General features: G+C 71.6%; 14 protein-coding genes. 9 read left to right on the top strand and 5 right to left on the bottom strand.

What is annotated here, in order from left to right:
- Positions 1-8: 8 nt before the first annotated feature.
- The 3 genes from ACZ6RT_RS22970 (at position 9) to ACZ6RT_RS22980 (ending at position 2,124) form a co-directional block, all read left to right on the top strand.
- A complete protein-coding gene (locus ACZ6RT_RS22970) occupies positions 9-611 on the top strand; it encodes a response regulator transcription factor (RefSeq protein ID WP_470155950.1) in 603 nt (200 codons plus the stop codon).
- A 128-nt stretch (positions 612-739) separates the two neighbouring features.
- Positions 740-1,888, top strand: coding sequence for an inorganic phosphate transporter (locus ACZ6RT_RS22975; RefSeq protein ID WP_470155952.1), 1,149 nt, complete (start codon positions 740-742; stop codon positions 1,886-1,888).
- Positions 1,885-2,124, top strand: coding sequence for a hypothetical protein (locus tag ACZ6RT_RS22980; RefSeq protein ID WP_399191720.1), 240 nt, complete (start codon positions 1,885-1,887; stop codon positions 2,122-2,124). The genes ACZ6RT_RS22975 and ACZ6RT_RS22980 overlap by 4 nt, the downstream gene beginning before the upstream one ends.
- Here ACZ6RT_RS22980 and ACZ6RT_RS22985 read toward each other — a convergent pair.
- Complete coding sequence (locus ACZ6RT_RS22985; protein WP_399191718.1) at positions 2,063-2,359, bottom strand: DUF3817 domain-containing protein; 297 nt, start codon at positions 2,357-2,359, stop codon at positions 2,063-2,065. The two genes, ACZ6RT_RS22980 and ACZ6RT_RS22985, sit on opposite strands and share 62 nt — an antisense overlap.
- Positions 2,360-2,532: 173 nt before the next feature.
- On the opposite strand from ACZ6RT_RS22985, the gene ACZ6RT_RS22990 reads away from it, so the two are divergent.
- On the top strand, positions 2,533-3,600 hold the full coding sequence (locus ACZ6RT_RS22990) for a LacI family DNA-binding transcriptional regulator (RefSeq protein WP_399191716.1): 1,068 nt from the start codon (positions 2,533-2,535) through the stop codon (positions 3,598-3,600).
- Positions 3,601-3,841: 241 nt separating this feature from the next.
- Here ACZ6RT_RS22990 and ACZ6RT_RS22995 read toward each other — a convergent pair whose 3' ends face one another.
- Entirely contained in the window at positions 3,842-5,365 is a 1,524-nt protein-coding gene (locus ACZ6RT_RS22995; protein ID WP_470155955.1) for a non-reducing end alpha-L-arabinofuranosidase family hydrolase, read from the bottom strand.
- Between the two features lie 817 nt (positions 5,366-6,182).
- Here ACZ6RT_RS22995 and ACZ6RT_RS23000 point away from each other — a divergent pair.
- Positions 6,183-7,049, top strand: coding sequence for a universal stress protein (locus tag ACZ6RT_RS23000; protein WP_470155957.1), 867 nt, complete (start codon positions 6,183-6,185; stop codon positions 7,047-7,049).
- Between the two features lie 129 nt (positions 7,050-7,178).
- Here ACZ6RT_RS23000 and ACZ6RT_RS23005 read toward each other — a convergent pair whose 3' ends face one another.
- Positions 7,179-7,916: an SDR family oxidoreductase gene (locus tag ACZ6RT_RS23005; RefSeq protein ID WP_470155959.1), complete on the bottom strand. Its 738-nt coding sequence runs from the start codon at positions 7,914-7,916 to the stop codon at positions 7,179-7,181.
- A gap of 92 nt (positions 7,917-8,008) precedes the next feature.
- Between ACZ6RT_RS23005 and ACZ6RT_RS23010 the strand changes: the two genes are divergently transcribed.
- Positions 8,009-8,872 (top strand): LysR family transcriptional regulator, encoded by an 864-nt coding sequence (locus ACZ6RT_RS23010; protein WP_399191704.1) that lies wholly within the window; start codon positions 8,009-8,011, stop codon positions 8,870-8,872.
- A gap of 59 nt (positions 8,873-8,931) precedes the next feature.
- Here the strand turns inward: ACZ6RT_RS23010 and ACZ6RT_RS23015 are convergent, their stop codons facing one another.
- Positions 8,932-9,276 carry an ArsR/SmtB family transcription factor gene (locus tag ACZ6RT_RS23015; RefSeq protein WP_399191702.1) on the bottom strand — a complete coding sequence of 115 codons (345 nt, stop codon included), beginning with the start codon at positions 9,274-9,276 and terminating at the stop codon, positions 8,932-8,934.
- Between the two features lie 91 nt (positions 9,277-9,367).
- Between ACZ6RT_RS23015 and ACZ6RT_RS23020 the strand changes: the two genes are divergently transcribed.
- A complete protein-coding gene (locus tag ACZ6RT_RS23020) occupies positions 9,368-10,366 on the top strand; it encodes a zinc-dependent alcohol dehydrogenase family protein (RefSeq protein ID WP_470155962.1) in 999 nt (332 codons plus the stop codon).
- Between the two features lie 52 nt (positions 10,367-10,418).
- Here the strand turns inward: ACZ6RT_RS23020 and ACZ6RT_RS23025 are convergent, their stop codons facing one another.
- A complete protein-coding gene (locus ACZ6RT_RS23025; RefSeq protein WP_470155964.1) occupies positions 10,419-11,594 on the bottom strand; it encodes an erythromycin esterase family protein in 1,176 nt (391 codons plus the stop codon).
- A 297-nt stretch (positions 11,595-11,891) separates the two neighbouring features.
- On the opposite strand from ACZ6RT_RS23025, the gene ACZ6RT_RS23030 reads away from it, so the two are divergent.
- Together ACZ6RT_RS23030 and ACZ6RT_RS23035 are read left to right on the top strand one after the other, a co-directional pair.
- Complete coding sequence (locus ACZ6RT_RS23030; RefSeq protein ID WP_399191696.1) at positions 11,892-12,383, top strand: MarR family winged helix-turn-helix transcriptional regulator; 492 nt, start codon at positions 11,892-11,894, stop codon at positions 12,381-12,383.
- On the top strand, positions 12,380-13,435 hold the full coding sequence (locus ACZ6RT_RS23035) for an alpha/beta fold hydrolase (RefSeq protein WP_399191694.1): 1,056 nt from the start codon (positions 12,380-12,382) through the stop codon (positions 13,433-13,435). The genes ACZ6RT_RS23030 and ACZ6RT_RS23035 overlap by 4 nt, the downstream gene beginning before the upstream one ends.
- Positions 13,436-13,455: the final 20 nt, after the last annotated feature.

Here is a 13,455-nt window from a genome sequence, read left to right on the forward strand (position 1 = left end):
GACGGCCGATGACCACCGTGGTGCTCGCCGACGACGAGGCGCTGCTGCGCAAGGCGCTGGCGGCGTTGCTCCCCCTGGAGGGCGAGATCACCGTGCTCGCCGAGGCGGAGGAGGGGCGGGAGGCCGTCCGGGCCACGCTGCGGCACCGGCCCGACGTGCTCGTCATCGATCTGGAGATGCCCGGCATGGACGGGCTGGAGGCCGTCGCGGAGATCCGCCGCGCGCTCCCCGGGCAGGTGATCCTCATGCTGACCCGCCACGCCAGGCCCGGGGTGCTCCGCAGGGCACTGAGGCTCGGGGTCCAGGGCTTCGTCAGCAAGTCCGCGGAACCGGCGCACATCGTCTCGGTCATCACGACCCTGCACGAGGGCAGGCGATGGATCGACCCGGACGTCTCGGCCCTCGCCATCGTCGACGACTGCCCGCTCACCGACCGCGAGCTCGACGTGCTGCGGGCCACCGGCGAGGGTTACTCGGCGGCCGACATCGCCGCCCGCCTCCACCTGGCGGAGGGCACGGTGCGCAACTACCTCTCGAACGCGATGCAGAAGACCCAGACCCGGACCCGGCACGAGGCGGCACGGTACGCCCGTGAGCACGACTGGCTCTGAGCACCGGCCGCGGCGCCCCGGCCTCCTCGGGCGCCGAGACGTGACCCCCGGTTGCAGGGAGTGTTAACTCTCCGTCAGGAAACGGTAACAGATGGTTAGAGACCCTTCAAGGTGTCATATGTGCGGTTATGGATGCGAACCTCGTGTTGCTCGCGATAGTGATCGTGACCGCGCTGTGCTTCGACTTCACCAACGGCTTCCACGACACCGCCAACGCGATGGCGACCTCGATCGCCACCGGGGCGCTGCGGCCCAGGATCGCGGTCGCGCTGTCGGCGGTGCTCAACTTCGCCGGGGCGTTCCTGTCGCTGAAGGTCGCGGCCACCATCGCGACCGGCATCGTCGACACCGGCGCGATCACGTTGACGGTGGTCTTCGCCGGCCTGATCGGCGGCCTGGCCTGGAACCTGCTGACCTGGTACTTCGGCATCCCCTCCAGTTCCTCGCACGCGCTGATCGGCGGGGTGGTCGGGGCGACGCTGATCGCGGCGGGCACCTCGGCCGTCAAGGGGGCGGAGATCGTGTCCAAGGTGCTGATCCCGGCCGTCCTGGCGCCGTCGGCGGCGCTCCTGGTGGCCGCCGTCGGCACCTACCTGGTCTACGTCATCACCCGCGACGTGCCCGAGGGCACCCGGGGGCGCGGGTTCCGCTACGGCCAGATCGGTTCGGCGTCACTGGTCTCGCTCGCCCACGGCACCAACGACGCGCAGAAGACGATGGGCGTCATCACGCTGGCGATGATCGCGGCCGGGGTGATCGGCGAGGACGCCCGGACCCCGTTCTGGGTGATCCTGGCCAGCGCGACCGCGATCGCGCTGGGGACCTACCTGGGCGGCTGGCGGGTGATCCGCACCCTGGGCAAGGGGCTGACCGACATCGAGACCCCGCAGGGGTTCGCGGCCGAGAGCTCCTCGGCGGCCGTGATCTTCGTCTCCTCGCACTTCGGGTTCCCGCTGTCGACCACGCACGTGTGCACCGGCTCGGTGATCGGCTCGGGCGTCGGCAAGCACCTGGCCGAGGTCCGCTGGGGCGTCGCGGCCAAGATGGCCGTCGCGTGGCTGGTCACCCTTCCGGCCGCGGCCCTGGTCGGGGCACTGGCCTGGGCGGGGGCGAACGTGATCGGCGGCGCGCTGGGGGTGGGCGTGGTCTTCGGCGTCGCCCTGGTGCTGTCGGCGGCGCTGTACCTGGCCTCGCGGCGCGAGCCGGTCCACGCCGGCAACGTCAACGACGAATGGACCGGGCGCCTGGCCCCGGCGGTGAGGGAGCACGCGGCATGAGCGACTACGTCGACCTGGACGCCCTGTGGAAGGTCCTGCTCGCCTCGCTGCCGGCGGGCGCGGGCCTGGCCGCGGTCTTCTCCCTGGCCCTGGTGGGCCTGTCCGGCGGGCGTACGGCCGGGCGGGCGGGAGCCGGGCGACGTGTCACCCGGGCCGGCCGTGCCGGCGGGCCGGTCAGGCGGGTCGCCGGGCCGGTGCGCGCGCCGCCATCCGCCGTTCGAACCACACCGAGGTGAACGGCGGCACCGCGCACGCCAGGCCGAGCGCCACCGTGCCCCGGCTCCAGCCCGCCTCCCGCGCCGAGAGCACGACCCCGGCCGCGTACAGCACGAACAGCGCACCGTGGATCGGCCCGAACACCTTCACCCCGAGGTCGCCTGTCGCGGCCACGTACTTGAAGAACATCCCGACCAGCAGACCCGCCCACGAGCACGCCTCGGCCACCGCCACGACCCGGAACCAGCGCAGCATGCCTCACCCCTCCACTCCGAATGATCACGCATACTCTACAGGCTGTAGAGCGCGGTCCTGAGACGGGAGGGCCCGCGGTCCCTCGCCGTCGGTGCGAGAGCTCGATCCCTCGCAAGATCACGGAAACCGGGAGGATCACCCGGTCGCGCCACCGGGCGATCTAAGCTGTCCCCATGACCGCCTCACGGGAGTCGTCCCCGTCGCCCGAGCGGCCCGAGCCCCTGACCATCGCGGAGATCGCCGAACGGGCCGCGGTGTCGGTCTCGACGGTGTCCAAGGTCGTCAACGGCAAGGCCGAGGTCTCCCCGGGCACCCGGACGGCCGTCGAGAGGATCATCGAGGAGTACGGCTACCGCCGCCAGCGCAGGCCCGCGAGCCGCTCGGCGATGATCGAGCTGGTCTTCCACGAGCTGGAACCGGCGTCCGGCTACGCGATGGAGATCATCAGCGGGGTCGAGCAGGTCACGCGACGGCACCGGCTGTCCCTGGTGCTCTCGCAGCTGCAGGGACGGCAGGTCGCGGATCCCGCGTGGTTCGAGGGCCTTCTGCACCGGCGCCCCTCCGGGGTGATCGCCGTGTTCTCCGGGTTCACCGCCGCCCAGACGGAACAGCTGCGCAAGCGCGAGATCCCCCTGGTCCTCGTGGACCCGACGGGCGAACCCTCCCACGAGGTCCCGTCGGTCGGCGCGGGCAACTGGAGCGGAGGGCTGACGGCCACCCGTCACCTGCTGGAACTGGGACACCGCCGTATAGCGATCATCGCCGGCCCGCCGCACCTGCTCTCGGCACGGGCCCGGCTCGACGGTTACCGCGCGGCGATGGACCAGGCGGGCGTACCGGTGGACCCGCGCCTCGTACGCGGGGACAGTTTCCTGTTCGAGGACGGCATCGAGCACGCGCTGGCCCTGCTCACCCTTCCGGAGCCACCGACCGCGATCTTCGCTTCCAACGACGGCCTGGCCATGGGGATCTACCAGGCGGCCGCGAGGACCGGCATGCGCGTCCCCGGCGACGTGAGCGTGGTGGGCTTCGACGACCTGACGCCCGCCCAGTGGGTCAGCCCGCCCCTGACCACCGTCCGCCAGCCGCTGCGGGACATGGGCATGGCCGGTGCGTCCATGGTGGTGGGTCTGACCAACGGCGAATCCCCGGTCCAGAACCGCCTCATCCTGAGCACCGAACTGATCGTCCGGGGAAGCAGCGCGGCACCCGCCGGGAGACGTCCGGTACCGGTGGAATGAGGACGTGGGACCCGTGTCCCACGGGGCACTGGTGGGGGGGGGGGGGGGGGGGGGGGGGGGGGGGGGGCGGGGGGGGGGGGGGGGGGGGGGGGGGGGGGGGGGGGGGGGGGGGGGGGAAGGGGGAGTTGGGGCCCTTTCCCCCAGGGGGCGGGGGGGGTCCCCGGGCGGGGGGCCCCCCCCCCCCCCCCCCCCGGGGCCGGTTCAGTGGGGACCGGCGGAAGGCCGGATCCGTGTCAGGTCGTCAGCGCTGGAGAGTCAGCAGGCCCGGCCGGTAGGGCAGGAGGCCGTAGTCGGACGGGTTGACGTTGGGGTCGCGGCCCTGGTAGAGCAGCTGGAGGTTGCAGGGGTCGACGGTCATGGTCTGGTCGGCATTGGTGCGCAGCAGCTCGCCGTGGCTGATGTCGTTGGTCCAGGTGGCGCCGCTGTTGGCCTTGCCGGCGAACGGGTTGGACTCGGTGGCGGCCTGCGGGGTCCAGGTGCCGTTGAGGCTGGTGGCGGTGAAGGAGCGGAAGTAGCGCCCCCGCGCGCCCATGGCCTCGACGATCATGAGGTAGCGGTTCTGGTTCTGCAGCTTGTAGACCTGCACGGCCTCGAACAGGTTCTCCTTCGTGTCGCTCATGATGACGGTCGAGGAGGTGCCGAAGTTGCCGGGGAAGTTCCCGATGGGCATGCCGGCGCGGTAGATCTTGCCGTTGTCGCCGGCGAAGAACAGGTACATGTTCGTGCCGTCACCGATGACGGCCTGGTCGATGGGGCCGGTGTCGGAGCCGGTGATGCTTCCGGAGAACAGGGTCTGCGGGGCCGACCAGCCGTTGGGGTTGGTGGGGTCGCTGGAGGTGCGGTAGGAGAAGGCCGGGCCGCCCCACTGGTAGGCCAGCACCCAGATGTTCTTGGGCGCGAAGTAGAACAGCGAGGGCGCCACCGCGGCGAACGACATCGCGTTCTGGCTGGCCGAGGCCATCTGCGACCAGTTGGTGAACAGGCCGAAGTTCATCGAGCCCCAGGTCTTGCCGAAGTCGTGGGTGGTGGCGTAGACGAGCTGCTTGCCCTGGTAGGGGGCGACGGTGAAGTCCTTGAGCGAGACCCAGCCCGACCTCGGGTTGGCCAGCACGCCGGTGGAGTTCCAGCGGTACGTCGAGGGAAGGTCGCAGGTGCCGCCGGTCGGCGTCACGGTCGGCGTCGGGTTCGGCTCGCTGCCGACCTTGACGAACTGCCACTGCTGGTTGGCGCCGCCCCAGTCGTCGTACTGGACGATGTTGGCGCCGTCGGCGGTGGAGGCGCCTTGGACCTCCAGGGCCTTGTTGCTGTTGCGGTTGATCAGCCGCACGTGGCCTGCGTCGGAGTCGGCCAGGCGCCACTGCTGGTTGGTGCCGTTGAGGTCGGCCCACTGCACGACGGCGCCGCCGTTGGCGGTGGAGAAGCCGCTGACGTCGAGGACCTTGCCGGAGTGGCGGGACTTGACCCGGTAGTGGCCGCCGCCGGAGTCGACGAACTGCCACTGCTGCTGGTTGCCGTTGTTGCGGGTCCACTGGGTGATGCGGCCGCCGTCGGCGGTGGAGAGGTTGTAGACGTCCAGGGCCTTGCCGCTGGTGCGGTTGACCAGCACGTACCAGGCGTTGGTGTCCACCGTCGCCGCCGAGGCGGTGGTCACGTTGGCCACGAGCATGGCGGCGCCCATCAGGGCCGCCGCCATGGCGGCCAGCGCCCTTCTTCGCCACCCGTGGCGCCGTGGAGAGGGGGGCAGAGCCCGGACAGGGACTTTCATGGCGTGCTCCTTCGGTCAGGTGAGGCCGCTGAGCGGGACCGGGGGTGTGACGTTGGAGGTGACGACGCCGAAGGCGCCCGGCGCGTGACGCCGGTGCTTTGACTTCGAACAGGTTCACAGCTGATCAGGTGGAGGTGATGTCCGTTTCGTCGTGACAGGACCGATCTGATGTCCGGCGAAATGTTAACGCTAACATTTCCGGGACGTAAACTGAGAGTAAAGAACGAACCGGGGCTCAGTCAACGATCGTAAGCCTTGTTTTAGACCGAAACGTTCGGTAACGCCGGGATCGGTGGGGGCGTACGGGGTGGGCCGAGGCTTCGGAGGCCCCGTCCGCAGAGGGTGCCGATCCGTCGGTACGACGCATTTCGCTCGCTCTTCCAGCGATTTTGTCCGACGACGGCAAGGGGAGTGATCATGATCTTTCTGGAGGGGCATGGCGTGGAGCCCGTGGCCGTGACGATGGGGCGACGGTGACCGTCACGGCGTTCGTTCCGAAAATTTCATGACGTTCATGGTCGTCTTCTGGGCGGACCGGCGATCGGACGCTCGCCCGCGCCCTCCGGTGCGTCCCCGGGGGAGCGGGGCCCGCTGACGGGGACGCGCTGACGGGGACGCGCTGACGGGGATGCGCGGCCGCGTGGGTGAGTGTGCCGTACCGGATGGATCCGGCCACCAGGCCCGGCTCACGCGTTCGGAGAGACCGTCACCGTGACCGGTCCCGCGGAGGTTCCCCTGGTAAAAGAAATCCTCACCGCCGTGGCGCTCCGGCCGTCCGCCGAGGTGGTGGTGTCATGGGTCCCATGAGGGGGACGTCATGATCGTGGTGGGAGTGGACGGCTCGCAGGCCGCGCTCGCGGCCGCGGGCTGGGCGGCGCGGGAGGCCGCGCTCCGCGGTGACGAGCTGAGCCTGGTGCACGTCATGCCCGCCTGGCCTCTGGAGATCTCCGAGCGGGACCGCTACGCCGACGTGGGCCGCTGGATGCGCGAGGGAGCCACGTCCATGCTGGACGCGGCACTGGAACGCGTCCGCCAGGAGGATCTCCGTGTCGCGGCGCAGGCGCGGTTGCTGGGCGGTGACCCGCGTGCCGTCCTGATCGAGGTCGCGGCCGGTGCCGGGCTCCTGGTGGTCGGCAACCACGGGCTTGGGGGTTTCACGGGGATGCTGCTCGGGTCGGTGGCGCTGGGGGTCGCCGGGCGCGCCGCCTGCCCGGTGGCCGTCGTCCGTGACCCGCTCACCCCGCCGGGAGGGGAGGTGGTCGTCGGTGTCGACGGTTCCGCCACGGGGGCGGACGCCCTGGGATTCGCCTTCGCCGAGGCGTCCCTGCGCGGTACCGGCCTGCGGGCGGTGCACGTCTGGAACAGCCCGGTCGTCGGTGGCGGCCCCTCGGCCCTGCGGGTCGCACAGGAGGCGGCCGAGGCCGAACGGCGCCTGCTGGCCGAGGCCCTGGCGGGCTGGAGCGAGCGCCACCCCGACGTCACGGTCACCGAGCAGGTCGAACACGGCCACCCGGTGCACGTCCTGGCCGAGGTCTCGGCCCACGCCGGTCTGCTGGTCGTCGGCTCACGCGGCCTCGGGGACCTGGCCGGGCTGCTGACGGGGTCGGTCAGCCACTCGCTGCTGCACCACGCCACCTGCCCCCTGGTCGTCACCCCGGCCCCGGCCTCTCGCGGCCCCTCCTGACCGGCCCTGCCCGGGCGGTCACCCCGTCCACGCCGCCGCCCCGGCGGGTCTGGCCCCGGGCGGCGCCGCCCCTACCCGGGACCTCACCTGCCGGGTCGTCCGCGAGGAGGACGCGGGCCGGTTCCCGTGTCACCAGGGGATGACGCCGTCGTCCTCGAAGAACGAACCGGTCGGGCCGCCGTCGGGCAGCGTGGCGAGCCGGATCGCCGTGGCCGCGCCCTGTTCGGGGGTGCGGGGTGCCTGGAAGCCGGTGAAGTCGGTGGCGACCAGGCCAGGGCAGGCGGCGTTGATCAGGATGTTCGTACCGGTGAACCGCCGGGCGTACTGCACGGTGACGGCGTTGAGGAACGACTTCGACGGCGCGTAGGCCGCCATGACGGGGCCGATCTCGATGTCCGGGTCCGCCTGCCGGGTCAGGGAGGCGACGCTGCTGGAGACGTTGACGATGCGTGGCGACGCCGAGCGCCGCAGCAGCGGCAGCATCGCGTTGGTCACCCGGATGACACCGATGACGTTGGTCTCCACGACGGTGCGGAGCACGCCGAGGTCGAGCGTGGTCGGGTCCTGCACCCATCCCGGGCCCGTCGGCCCCGAGATGCCGGCGTTGTTGACCAGGACGTCCAGGCGTCCGGCCCGCCGTCCGACCAGTTCCGCGGCCTCGGTGACGCTCCGGTCGCCGGTCACGTCCAGCGGTACGCCGAACGCGTCCACCCCGGCGGAGCGCAGCTTCTCGACGGCGGTCCCGAGCCGGCCCTCGTCGCGGGCTCCCACGCCCACGCGGTAGCCGAGGGCGCCCAGCCCGGCCGCGATCTCGTATCCGATCCCCTTGTTCGCGCCGGTGACCAGCGCGGTCTTCGTTTCGCTCATGCCGTCGATGGTCGCTCTCGGGCGGGCGGCGCATCCAACACCGATACGGTGACCTGTCATACCCGGTGGGTATCACCGCATACGGTGTGGCCATGGACGCCCTGGAGATCCGTGAGCTGAGGTACTTCACCGCCGTCGCCGAGGAGCTGCACTTCGGCCGCGCCGCCGAGCGCCTCGGCATGGCCCAGCCGCCGCTGTCGCGGGCGATCCAGCACCTCGAGCGGCGTCTCGGCGTCTCCCTGCTGGAACGCGACCGCCGCGGGGTCTCGCTGACCGGCGCCGGAGAGGTGCTGCTGCACGAGGGCCGCGCGGCCCTCGACGCGGCCACGGCCGCCGCCCGCCGGACCCGTCGCGCCGGTGGTGCCGACGGTCAGGGCGGTTCCCGCAACCGCCTGGTGCTGGCGGTGAAGGCCGCCGCGTCTCACGAGCTGCTGCAGAAGCTCCTCGACGCCTACGCGGCCGAGCCCGGAGCCGCGGAGATCGAGGTGCTCCCGAGCGGTATGTGCGAGCAGGAGGAGATGCTGCGCGACGGCCGTGCCGACGTGGCGCTCATGCACGCGCCGTTCAACTCCCTCGCGGGGTTCGACAGCGAGGAACTGACGACCGAGGGGCAGATCGCCGTCCTGCCCGCCGGGCATCCCCTCGCCGCGCGCGAGACCCTGTCCATGGACGACGTCCGCGACGTCCCCGATCTTCCGCTCGCCCGCTGGCCCCGCCACGGCACGTACCCGCCCGGACCGGGTCCCGAGGTCCGTGACCAGACGCAGCTGGCCCAGCTGATCGCCCTCGGGCGTACCATGGCCGTCTTCCCCGACTCCGCCCGCTCCTGGCTGTGGGCCGGGCACGCCGCCGTCCCGCTGACCGACGCGCCCCCGGTCGTCACCTGCATCGCCTGGCCCGCGCACAGCCGCTCCCTCGCCCTCGCGAGTCTGGTCCGCACGGCCACGCGGCTGTGACCCCCCCGGGGGGTGACGGTCCGGGGCCGGGCGGCCCACCGGCGCCCGGCGCCGTGCCCTCAGTGACCCTCAGCGTCCCTCGGTGACCCTCGTCCCTCCCGCCGCTGCGCGGTGAGGGCGTCGAGCAGCCCGGGGAACGCCCCGTTCATCTCGGCGCGGCGCAGGGTGTTCATGCGCGAGGTGCCGACGTAGTGCTGCCGGATCAGGCCCGCCTCGCGCAGCACCTTGAAGTGGTGGGTGGCGGTGGACTTGCTGACCGAGATGTCGAAGGCGCCGCAGGCGATGTCCTGCCCGGCGGCGGCCAGCTGCGTGACGATGCTCCGGCGTACCGGGTCGACGAGGGCCTCCAGCACTTTCTGAAGGTCGAACTCCGAGACGTCCGGGTGTGGGGGCGTGCGGTCCATCCCCCCATAGTACGATCTGGATCAAAGTTTGACCGCGATCGTACTTTGATGGCACGGTGAGCGGTGTTTCCCGCGAGCGAAGGAGGACGCCATGACAAGGGTCGTACGGTTCCACGAGATCGGCGGGCCCGAGGTGTTGCGGCTGGAGGACCTGGAGGTCGGTGAGCCGGGGCCGGGCGAGGTGCGGATCCGGGTGGACGCGATCGGGGTCAACAGGGCCGAGGCCCTGTTCCGGAGCGGCCTGTACATCGAGCGGGTCAAGCACCTGCCCTCCACGCTCGGCAACGAGGCGGCCGGTGTGATCGAGGCGGTCGGCCCCGGGGTGACCGGGTTCGAGGAGGGCCAGGCGGTCAGTGTCGTGCCGAGCTTCTCCCACAACGACTACGGCGTCTACGCCGAGCGGGCGATCGTGCCGGCGAGCGCTCTCCTGCCGCGTGCGGAGGACGTGGACGCGGTGACCGGTTCGGCGGTGTGGATGCCGTGGCTCACGGCCTACGGCGCGATGGTGGAGGTGGCAGGGATGCGGGCGGGCGACGTGGCGGTGGTGACCGCGGCCTCCAGCAGCGTCGGCCTGGCCGCGATCCAGACCGCCGACCGGCTGGGCGCCATCCCGGTGGCCGTGACCCGCAGCCGGGACAAGCGGCGGCGGCTGCTGCAGGAGGGCGCGGCCGAGGTGATCGTCTCGGACGAGGAGGACGTGCCCGGACGCGTGCTGGAGGTGACAGGCGGCCGGGGTGCCGAGTTCGTCTTCGACGCCGTCGCCGGGCCGGGGGTGACCGACCTGGCCCGCGCGGTGGCCGCCGACGGGACGATCCTCCTGTGGGGCGCGCAGAGCGGGCTGCCCACGCCCTATCCCGGGTTCGACCTCGGCATGCCCGCGCTGAACATGCGCACGTACACCATGCTGGAGATCACCAGGGATCCCGGGCGGATGCGGCGCACCACGGCGTTCGTCACCTCGGGCCTGCGCACCGGGTCCCTGCGCCCGGTGGTGGACCGTCTCTTCCCGCTGGAGGAGGTCGTGGAGGCCCACCGGTACATGGAGTCCGGCACTCAGTTCGGCAAGATCGTGATCACCGTGGCGCACTGACGCGAAGCCGTCCGGCGGTGGACGGACCGGCCCGTCCGTTCACCCCGTCCGTTCACCCCGGCCGGCCCAGCCTGACGGCCCGGGGGAGGAAGACGATGCCGTCGACCAGGTCGAGGTGGGCCGGGTCCAGCGGGAAATAGGCGAAGTCGGGGGAGACGCGCGGGGCGGACCGGGTGACGGCCCCGGCCAGGCGGCGGGCGTCGACGAGCGAGTGCTCCCACGGGAGCGTGGACAGGACGCCCTCGACGGTGTCCGGGGACGGGGTGTCGTCGCCGACCGTGCCGAGGGCCGAGGCCAGGAAGGCGTACCGGTCGCCCAGGTACGTCCCGGTGATCGCCCCCGCGCTCCACCACTCCAGCGTCTGGTCGCCGAACGACATGAGGCTCTTGTTGCGCTGCAGGTGGAGGTTGGAGGAGAAGACCAGGGCGGGGCCGTGCTCGGCGACGGCACGCAGGTTGGCGGCCATCATCGCGTCCCGCAGCGCCGACAGCCGGCCCCAGCGTGCCGGGGAGTCGTCGGCCATCCCGTGGTGGTAGCGGAGCAGGCCGACGGCGGTGCGCGCGTACAGTGCCGCCCGCTCCCGGTCCCGCGCGCCCAGCCGCGGCAGCTGCGTCTCCAGCAGCGCCACCAGGTCGTCGGTGATCAGCCGTAGCCGCCGGGCGTCGTCGGACCGGCCGATCGACCGGGACGGGTCCATGGCCGTGGCCTCGTTCTCCCACCGGTCGTCCGGGCCCAGCAGCTCGTCGAGGGCCTTCTCGTCGCAGGGCAGGGGACCCTCCAGAAGGGCGTACAGGCCGGTGAGCGCCTGGCGCGGGCTCGCCGCCCAGTACTCCAGCGGGCCGTCGAACCCGAAGAACCTGAGCTTCTCATCATGTTCCTCGTTGTACGCGCGCATCCAGCGCACGAGTTCGCGGTTGGCCGGGAACGCGCCGAAACCATGACTGAAGCCGCGTTCCATGACGTCGTCGAGCGTGCCCGCGCCCGTCGCGATGTGCTCGTCGACCACGAGGCCCATGAGGCAGTCGCTCTCGGCGGCGAACGACCGGTAGCCCTCGTGCTCGACCAGATGACGGAAGATCTCGTTCCGCACCTCGCCCAGCTCTTCCACGAAGTGCCTGGCCTCGCCCAGGCCGAGCAGCAGGGGCCGTGAGGGAAGCGACCGGAGGAGAGCCGAGACTCCCGCGCCGTCGAGCGGCCGGGCCATGTCCTTGATGTCCTTGGTGTCCATGCCTTCAACGGTATCATTGAACCCTCGATGTAAACTTTTCCCTCTTGTTCCCACTTCGTTCGCCGAATACCTTCAATCGGCGATGCATCCGTGAGGTCCCGGGAATCACCGCGCGACGTATCTTCGCGCACGACCGTGACCGGCTCGCGGGCTCACCGGGGGCCGTCCGCCATCACCCTGCCCTGCCCCGAACGGCCCGTGCCGACCTTCACGACGCGCGGACGCGCGCCTCCCGGCCGTGGAACGCCGTCACGGGCCCGCCGCCGAATGGTCAACACGATGTAGACTGTTCACATCATGACAAGTACATCTGGCGGAGATCGCGACGTCGCGCGGCTGGCGTCCCGGTTGCGGATGCTGACCCTGCAGCGTTCGGACGCCTGGCTGGACCTCGACCTCACGCTGCCGCAGCTGCGCGTGTTGTTCGCCGTCCGTCGCAGGGACGGCTGCACGGTGTCGGAGCTGTCCGAGGCCCTCGGACGACGGCTCGCGGCCACGTCCGCCCTGGTGAACCGGATGGTCCGCGCCGGGCTCCTGCAGCGGGTGAGCGATTCCGACGATCACCGGCGGGTCCGGCTGAGGCTCACCGACGAGGCGGAGCGGATGCTGGCTACGACGGACCAGCGGTCGGCGGACAGGTTCGCGGCCATCCTCGGACGCATGAGCGCGCAGGGCCGCGCCGCGCTGGCCGGCGCCCTGAGCGAGCTGATCGAGCTCGTGTCGGCGGACCTCGCCGAGGATCGGACACCGGGTGCCGATCCCCACCCCACGGAGGAAGGACTCCCATGAGCGCGTATCCGTACCGCAACCCGTACGAGGGCCTGTCCGGGACGATCGACATCAAGGCCGTCCGGGACGCCGGTTTCCGCGAGCAGCGGTTCGACACCGGCACCGTGCGGCTCAACTACGTGGTGGGCCCGGACAACGGCCCCCCGCTGGTCCTGCTGCCCGCGCAGATGGGGACCTGGGAGAGCTACCAGCGCGTACTGGTGCCGCTGTCGCGGCGGCTGCGGGTCTACGCGATCGACGTGCGCGGACACGGCAAGTCGAGCTGGACGCCGGGGGAGTACTCCTGGAACCACCTCGGCGCGGACATGGCGGCCTTCCTCTCCGAGGTCGTGCGAGCCCCCGCCGTCGTCGCCGGCAACTCCTCCGGAGGGCTCCTGGCCCTGTGGTGCGCGGCCAACCTCCCCGGCCGGGTCGCCGCGGCGATCCTGGAGGACGCCCCGGTGTTCTCCGCGGAGATGCCCCGCTTCCGCGACCGCGACCGCTTCGTGTACGAAGGGCTGGAACACCTCGCCGACACCCTCGGCGACCCTCGCGACCGGGATCTGGCCGACTACTTCCGCGGCCTGACGCTCCCGGTCTCCGAGACCCGGGAGAAACGCGTCCCCGACTGGTTCGTCTCCTTCCTGTCCCGCCGCGTCCGGGCGTTCCGGACCCGCCGCCCCGGGCGGCCGGTGGACATCCCCTACCTCCCGCTCAAGCTCCGTCTGCTGCTCAAGTGCCTGTCCATGTACGACGCGGACTTCGCGCGGGCCTTCGTCGACGGCCGGTTCTACGAGGGGCTCGACCACGCCGACGCGCTCGCCCGCGTGTCGTGCCCGCTGCTGGTGCTGCACGGCGACTGGCGGCGCGTGCCGGGCCACGGCCTGATCGGCGCGATGGACGACGAGGACGCGGCCCGGATCAGGAGACTCGTGCCGCACGGCCGGTACATGAAGATCAAGGCCAATCACGTGATCCACATGTCCAGGCCCCGCCGGTACGTGGAAGCGGTGAACACCTTCCTCGCCGAGGACGTCATGGGCGAGTTCGCCGCCCCGGCCGGACGGGCGTGACACCGCCTCCCGCCCGTCGG

The sequence above is a fragment of the Streptosporangium sp. NPDC050148 genome (assembly GCF_055586505.1).

Bases quoted from the DNA above. Each gene is read 5' to 3' on its own strand.
- ACZ6RT_RS23005 (WP_470155959.1), bottom strand. From the start codon at position 7,916: ATGAGCGAAACGAAGACCGCGCTGGTCACCGGCGCGAACAAGGGGATC.
- ACZ6RT_RS23015 (WP_399191702.1), bottom strand. From the start codon at position 9,276: ATGGACCGCACGCCCCCACACCCGGACGTCTCGGAGTTCGACCTTCAG.
- ACZ6RT_RS23010 (WP_399191704.1), top strand. From the start codon at position 8,009: ATGGACGCCCTGGAGATCCGTGAGCTGAGGTACTTCACCGCCGTCGCC.
- ACZ6RT_RS22990 (WP_399191716.1), top strand. From the start codon at position 2,533: ATGACCGCCTCACGGGAGTCGTCCCCGTCGCCCGAGCGGCCCGAGCCC.
- ACZ6RT_RS22985 (WP_399191718.1), bottom strand. From the start codon at position 2,359: ATGCTGCGCTGGTTCCGGGTCGTGGCGGTGGCCGAGGCGTGCTCGTGG.
- ACZ6RT_RS22995 (WP_470155955.1), bottom strand. From the start codon at position 5,365: ATGAAAGTCCCTGTCCGGGCTCTGCCCCCCTCTCCACGGCGCCACGGG.
- ACZ6RT_RS22970 (WP_470155950.1), top strand. From the start codon at position 9: ATGACCACCGTGGTGCTCGCCGACGACGAGGCGCTGCTGCGCAAGGCG.
- ACZ6RT_RS22980 (WP_399191720.1), top strand. From the start codon at position 1,885: ATGAGCGACTACGTCGACCTGGACGCCCTGTGGAAGGTCCTGCTCGCC.
- ACZ6RT_RS23000 (WP_470155957.1), top strand. From the start codon at position 6,183: ATGATCGTGGTGGGAGTGGACGGCTCGCAGGCCGCGCTCGCGGCCGCG.
- ACZ6RT_RS23020 (WP_470155962.1), top strand. From the start codon at position 9,368: ATGACAAGGGTCGTACGGTTCCACGAGATCGGCGGGCCCGAGGTGTTG.
- ACZ6RT_RS22975 (WP_470155952.1), top strand. From the start codon at position 740: ATGGATGCGAACCTCGTGTTGCTCGCGATAGTGATCGTGACCGCGCTG.
- ACZ6RT_RS23035 (WP_399191694.1), top strand. From the start codon at position 12,380: ATGAGCGCGTATCCGTACCGCAACCCGTACGAGGGCCTGTCCGGGACG.
- ACZ6RT_RS23025 (WP_470155964.1), bottom strand. From the start codon at position 11,594: ATGGACACCAAGGACATCAAGGACATGGCCCGGCCGCTCGACGGCGCG.
- ACZ6RT_RS23030 (WP_399191696.1), top strand. From the start codon at position 11,892: ATGACAAGTACATCTGGCGGAGATCGCGACGTCGCGCGGCTGGCGTCC.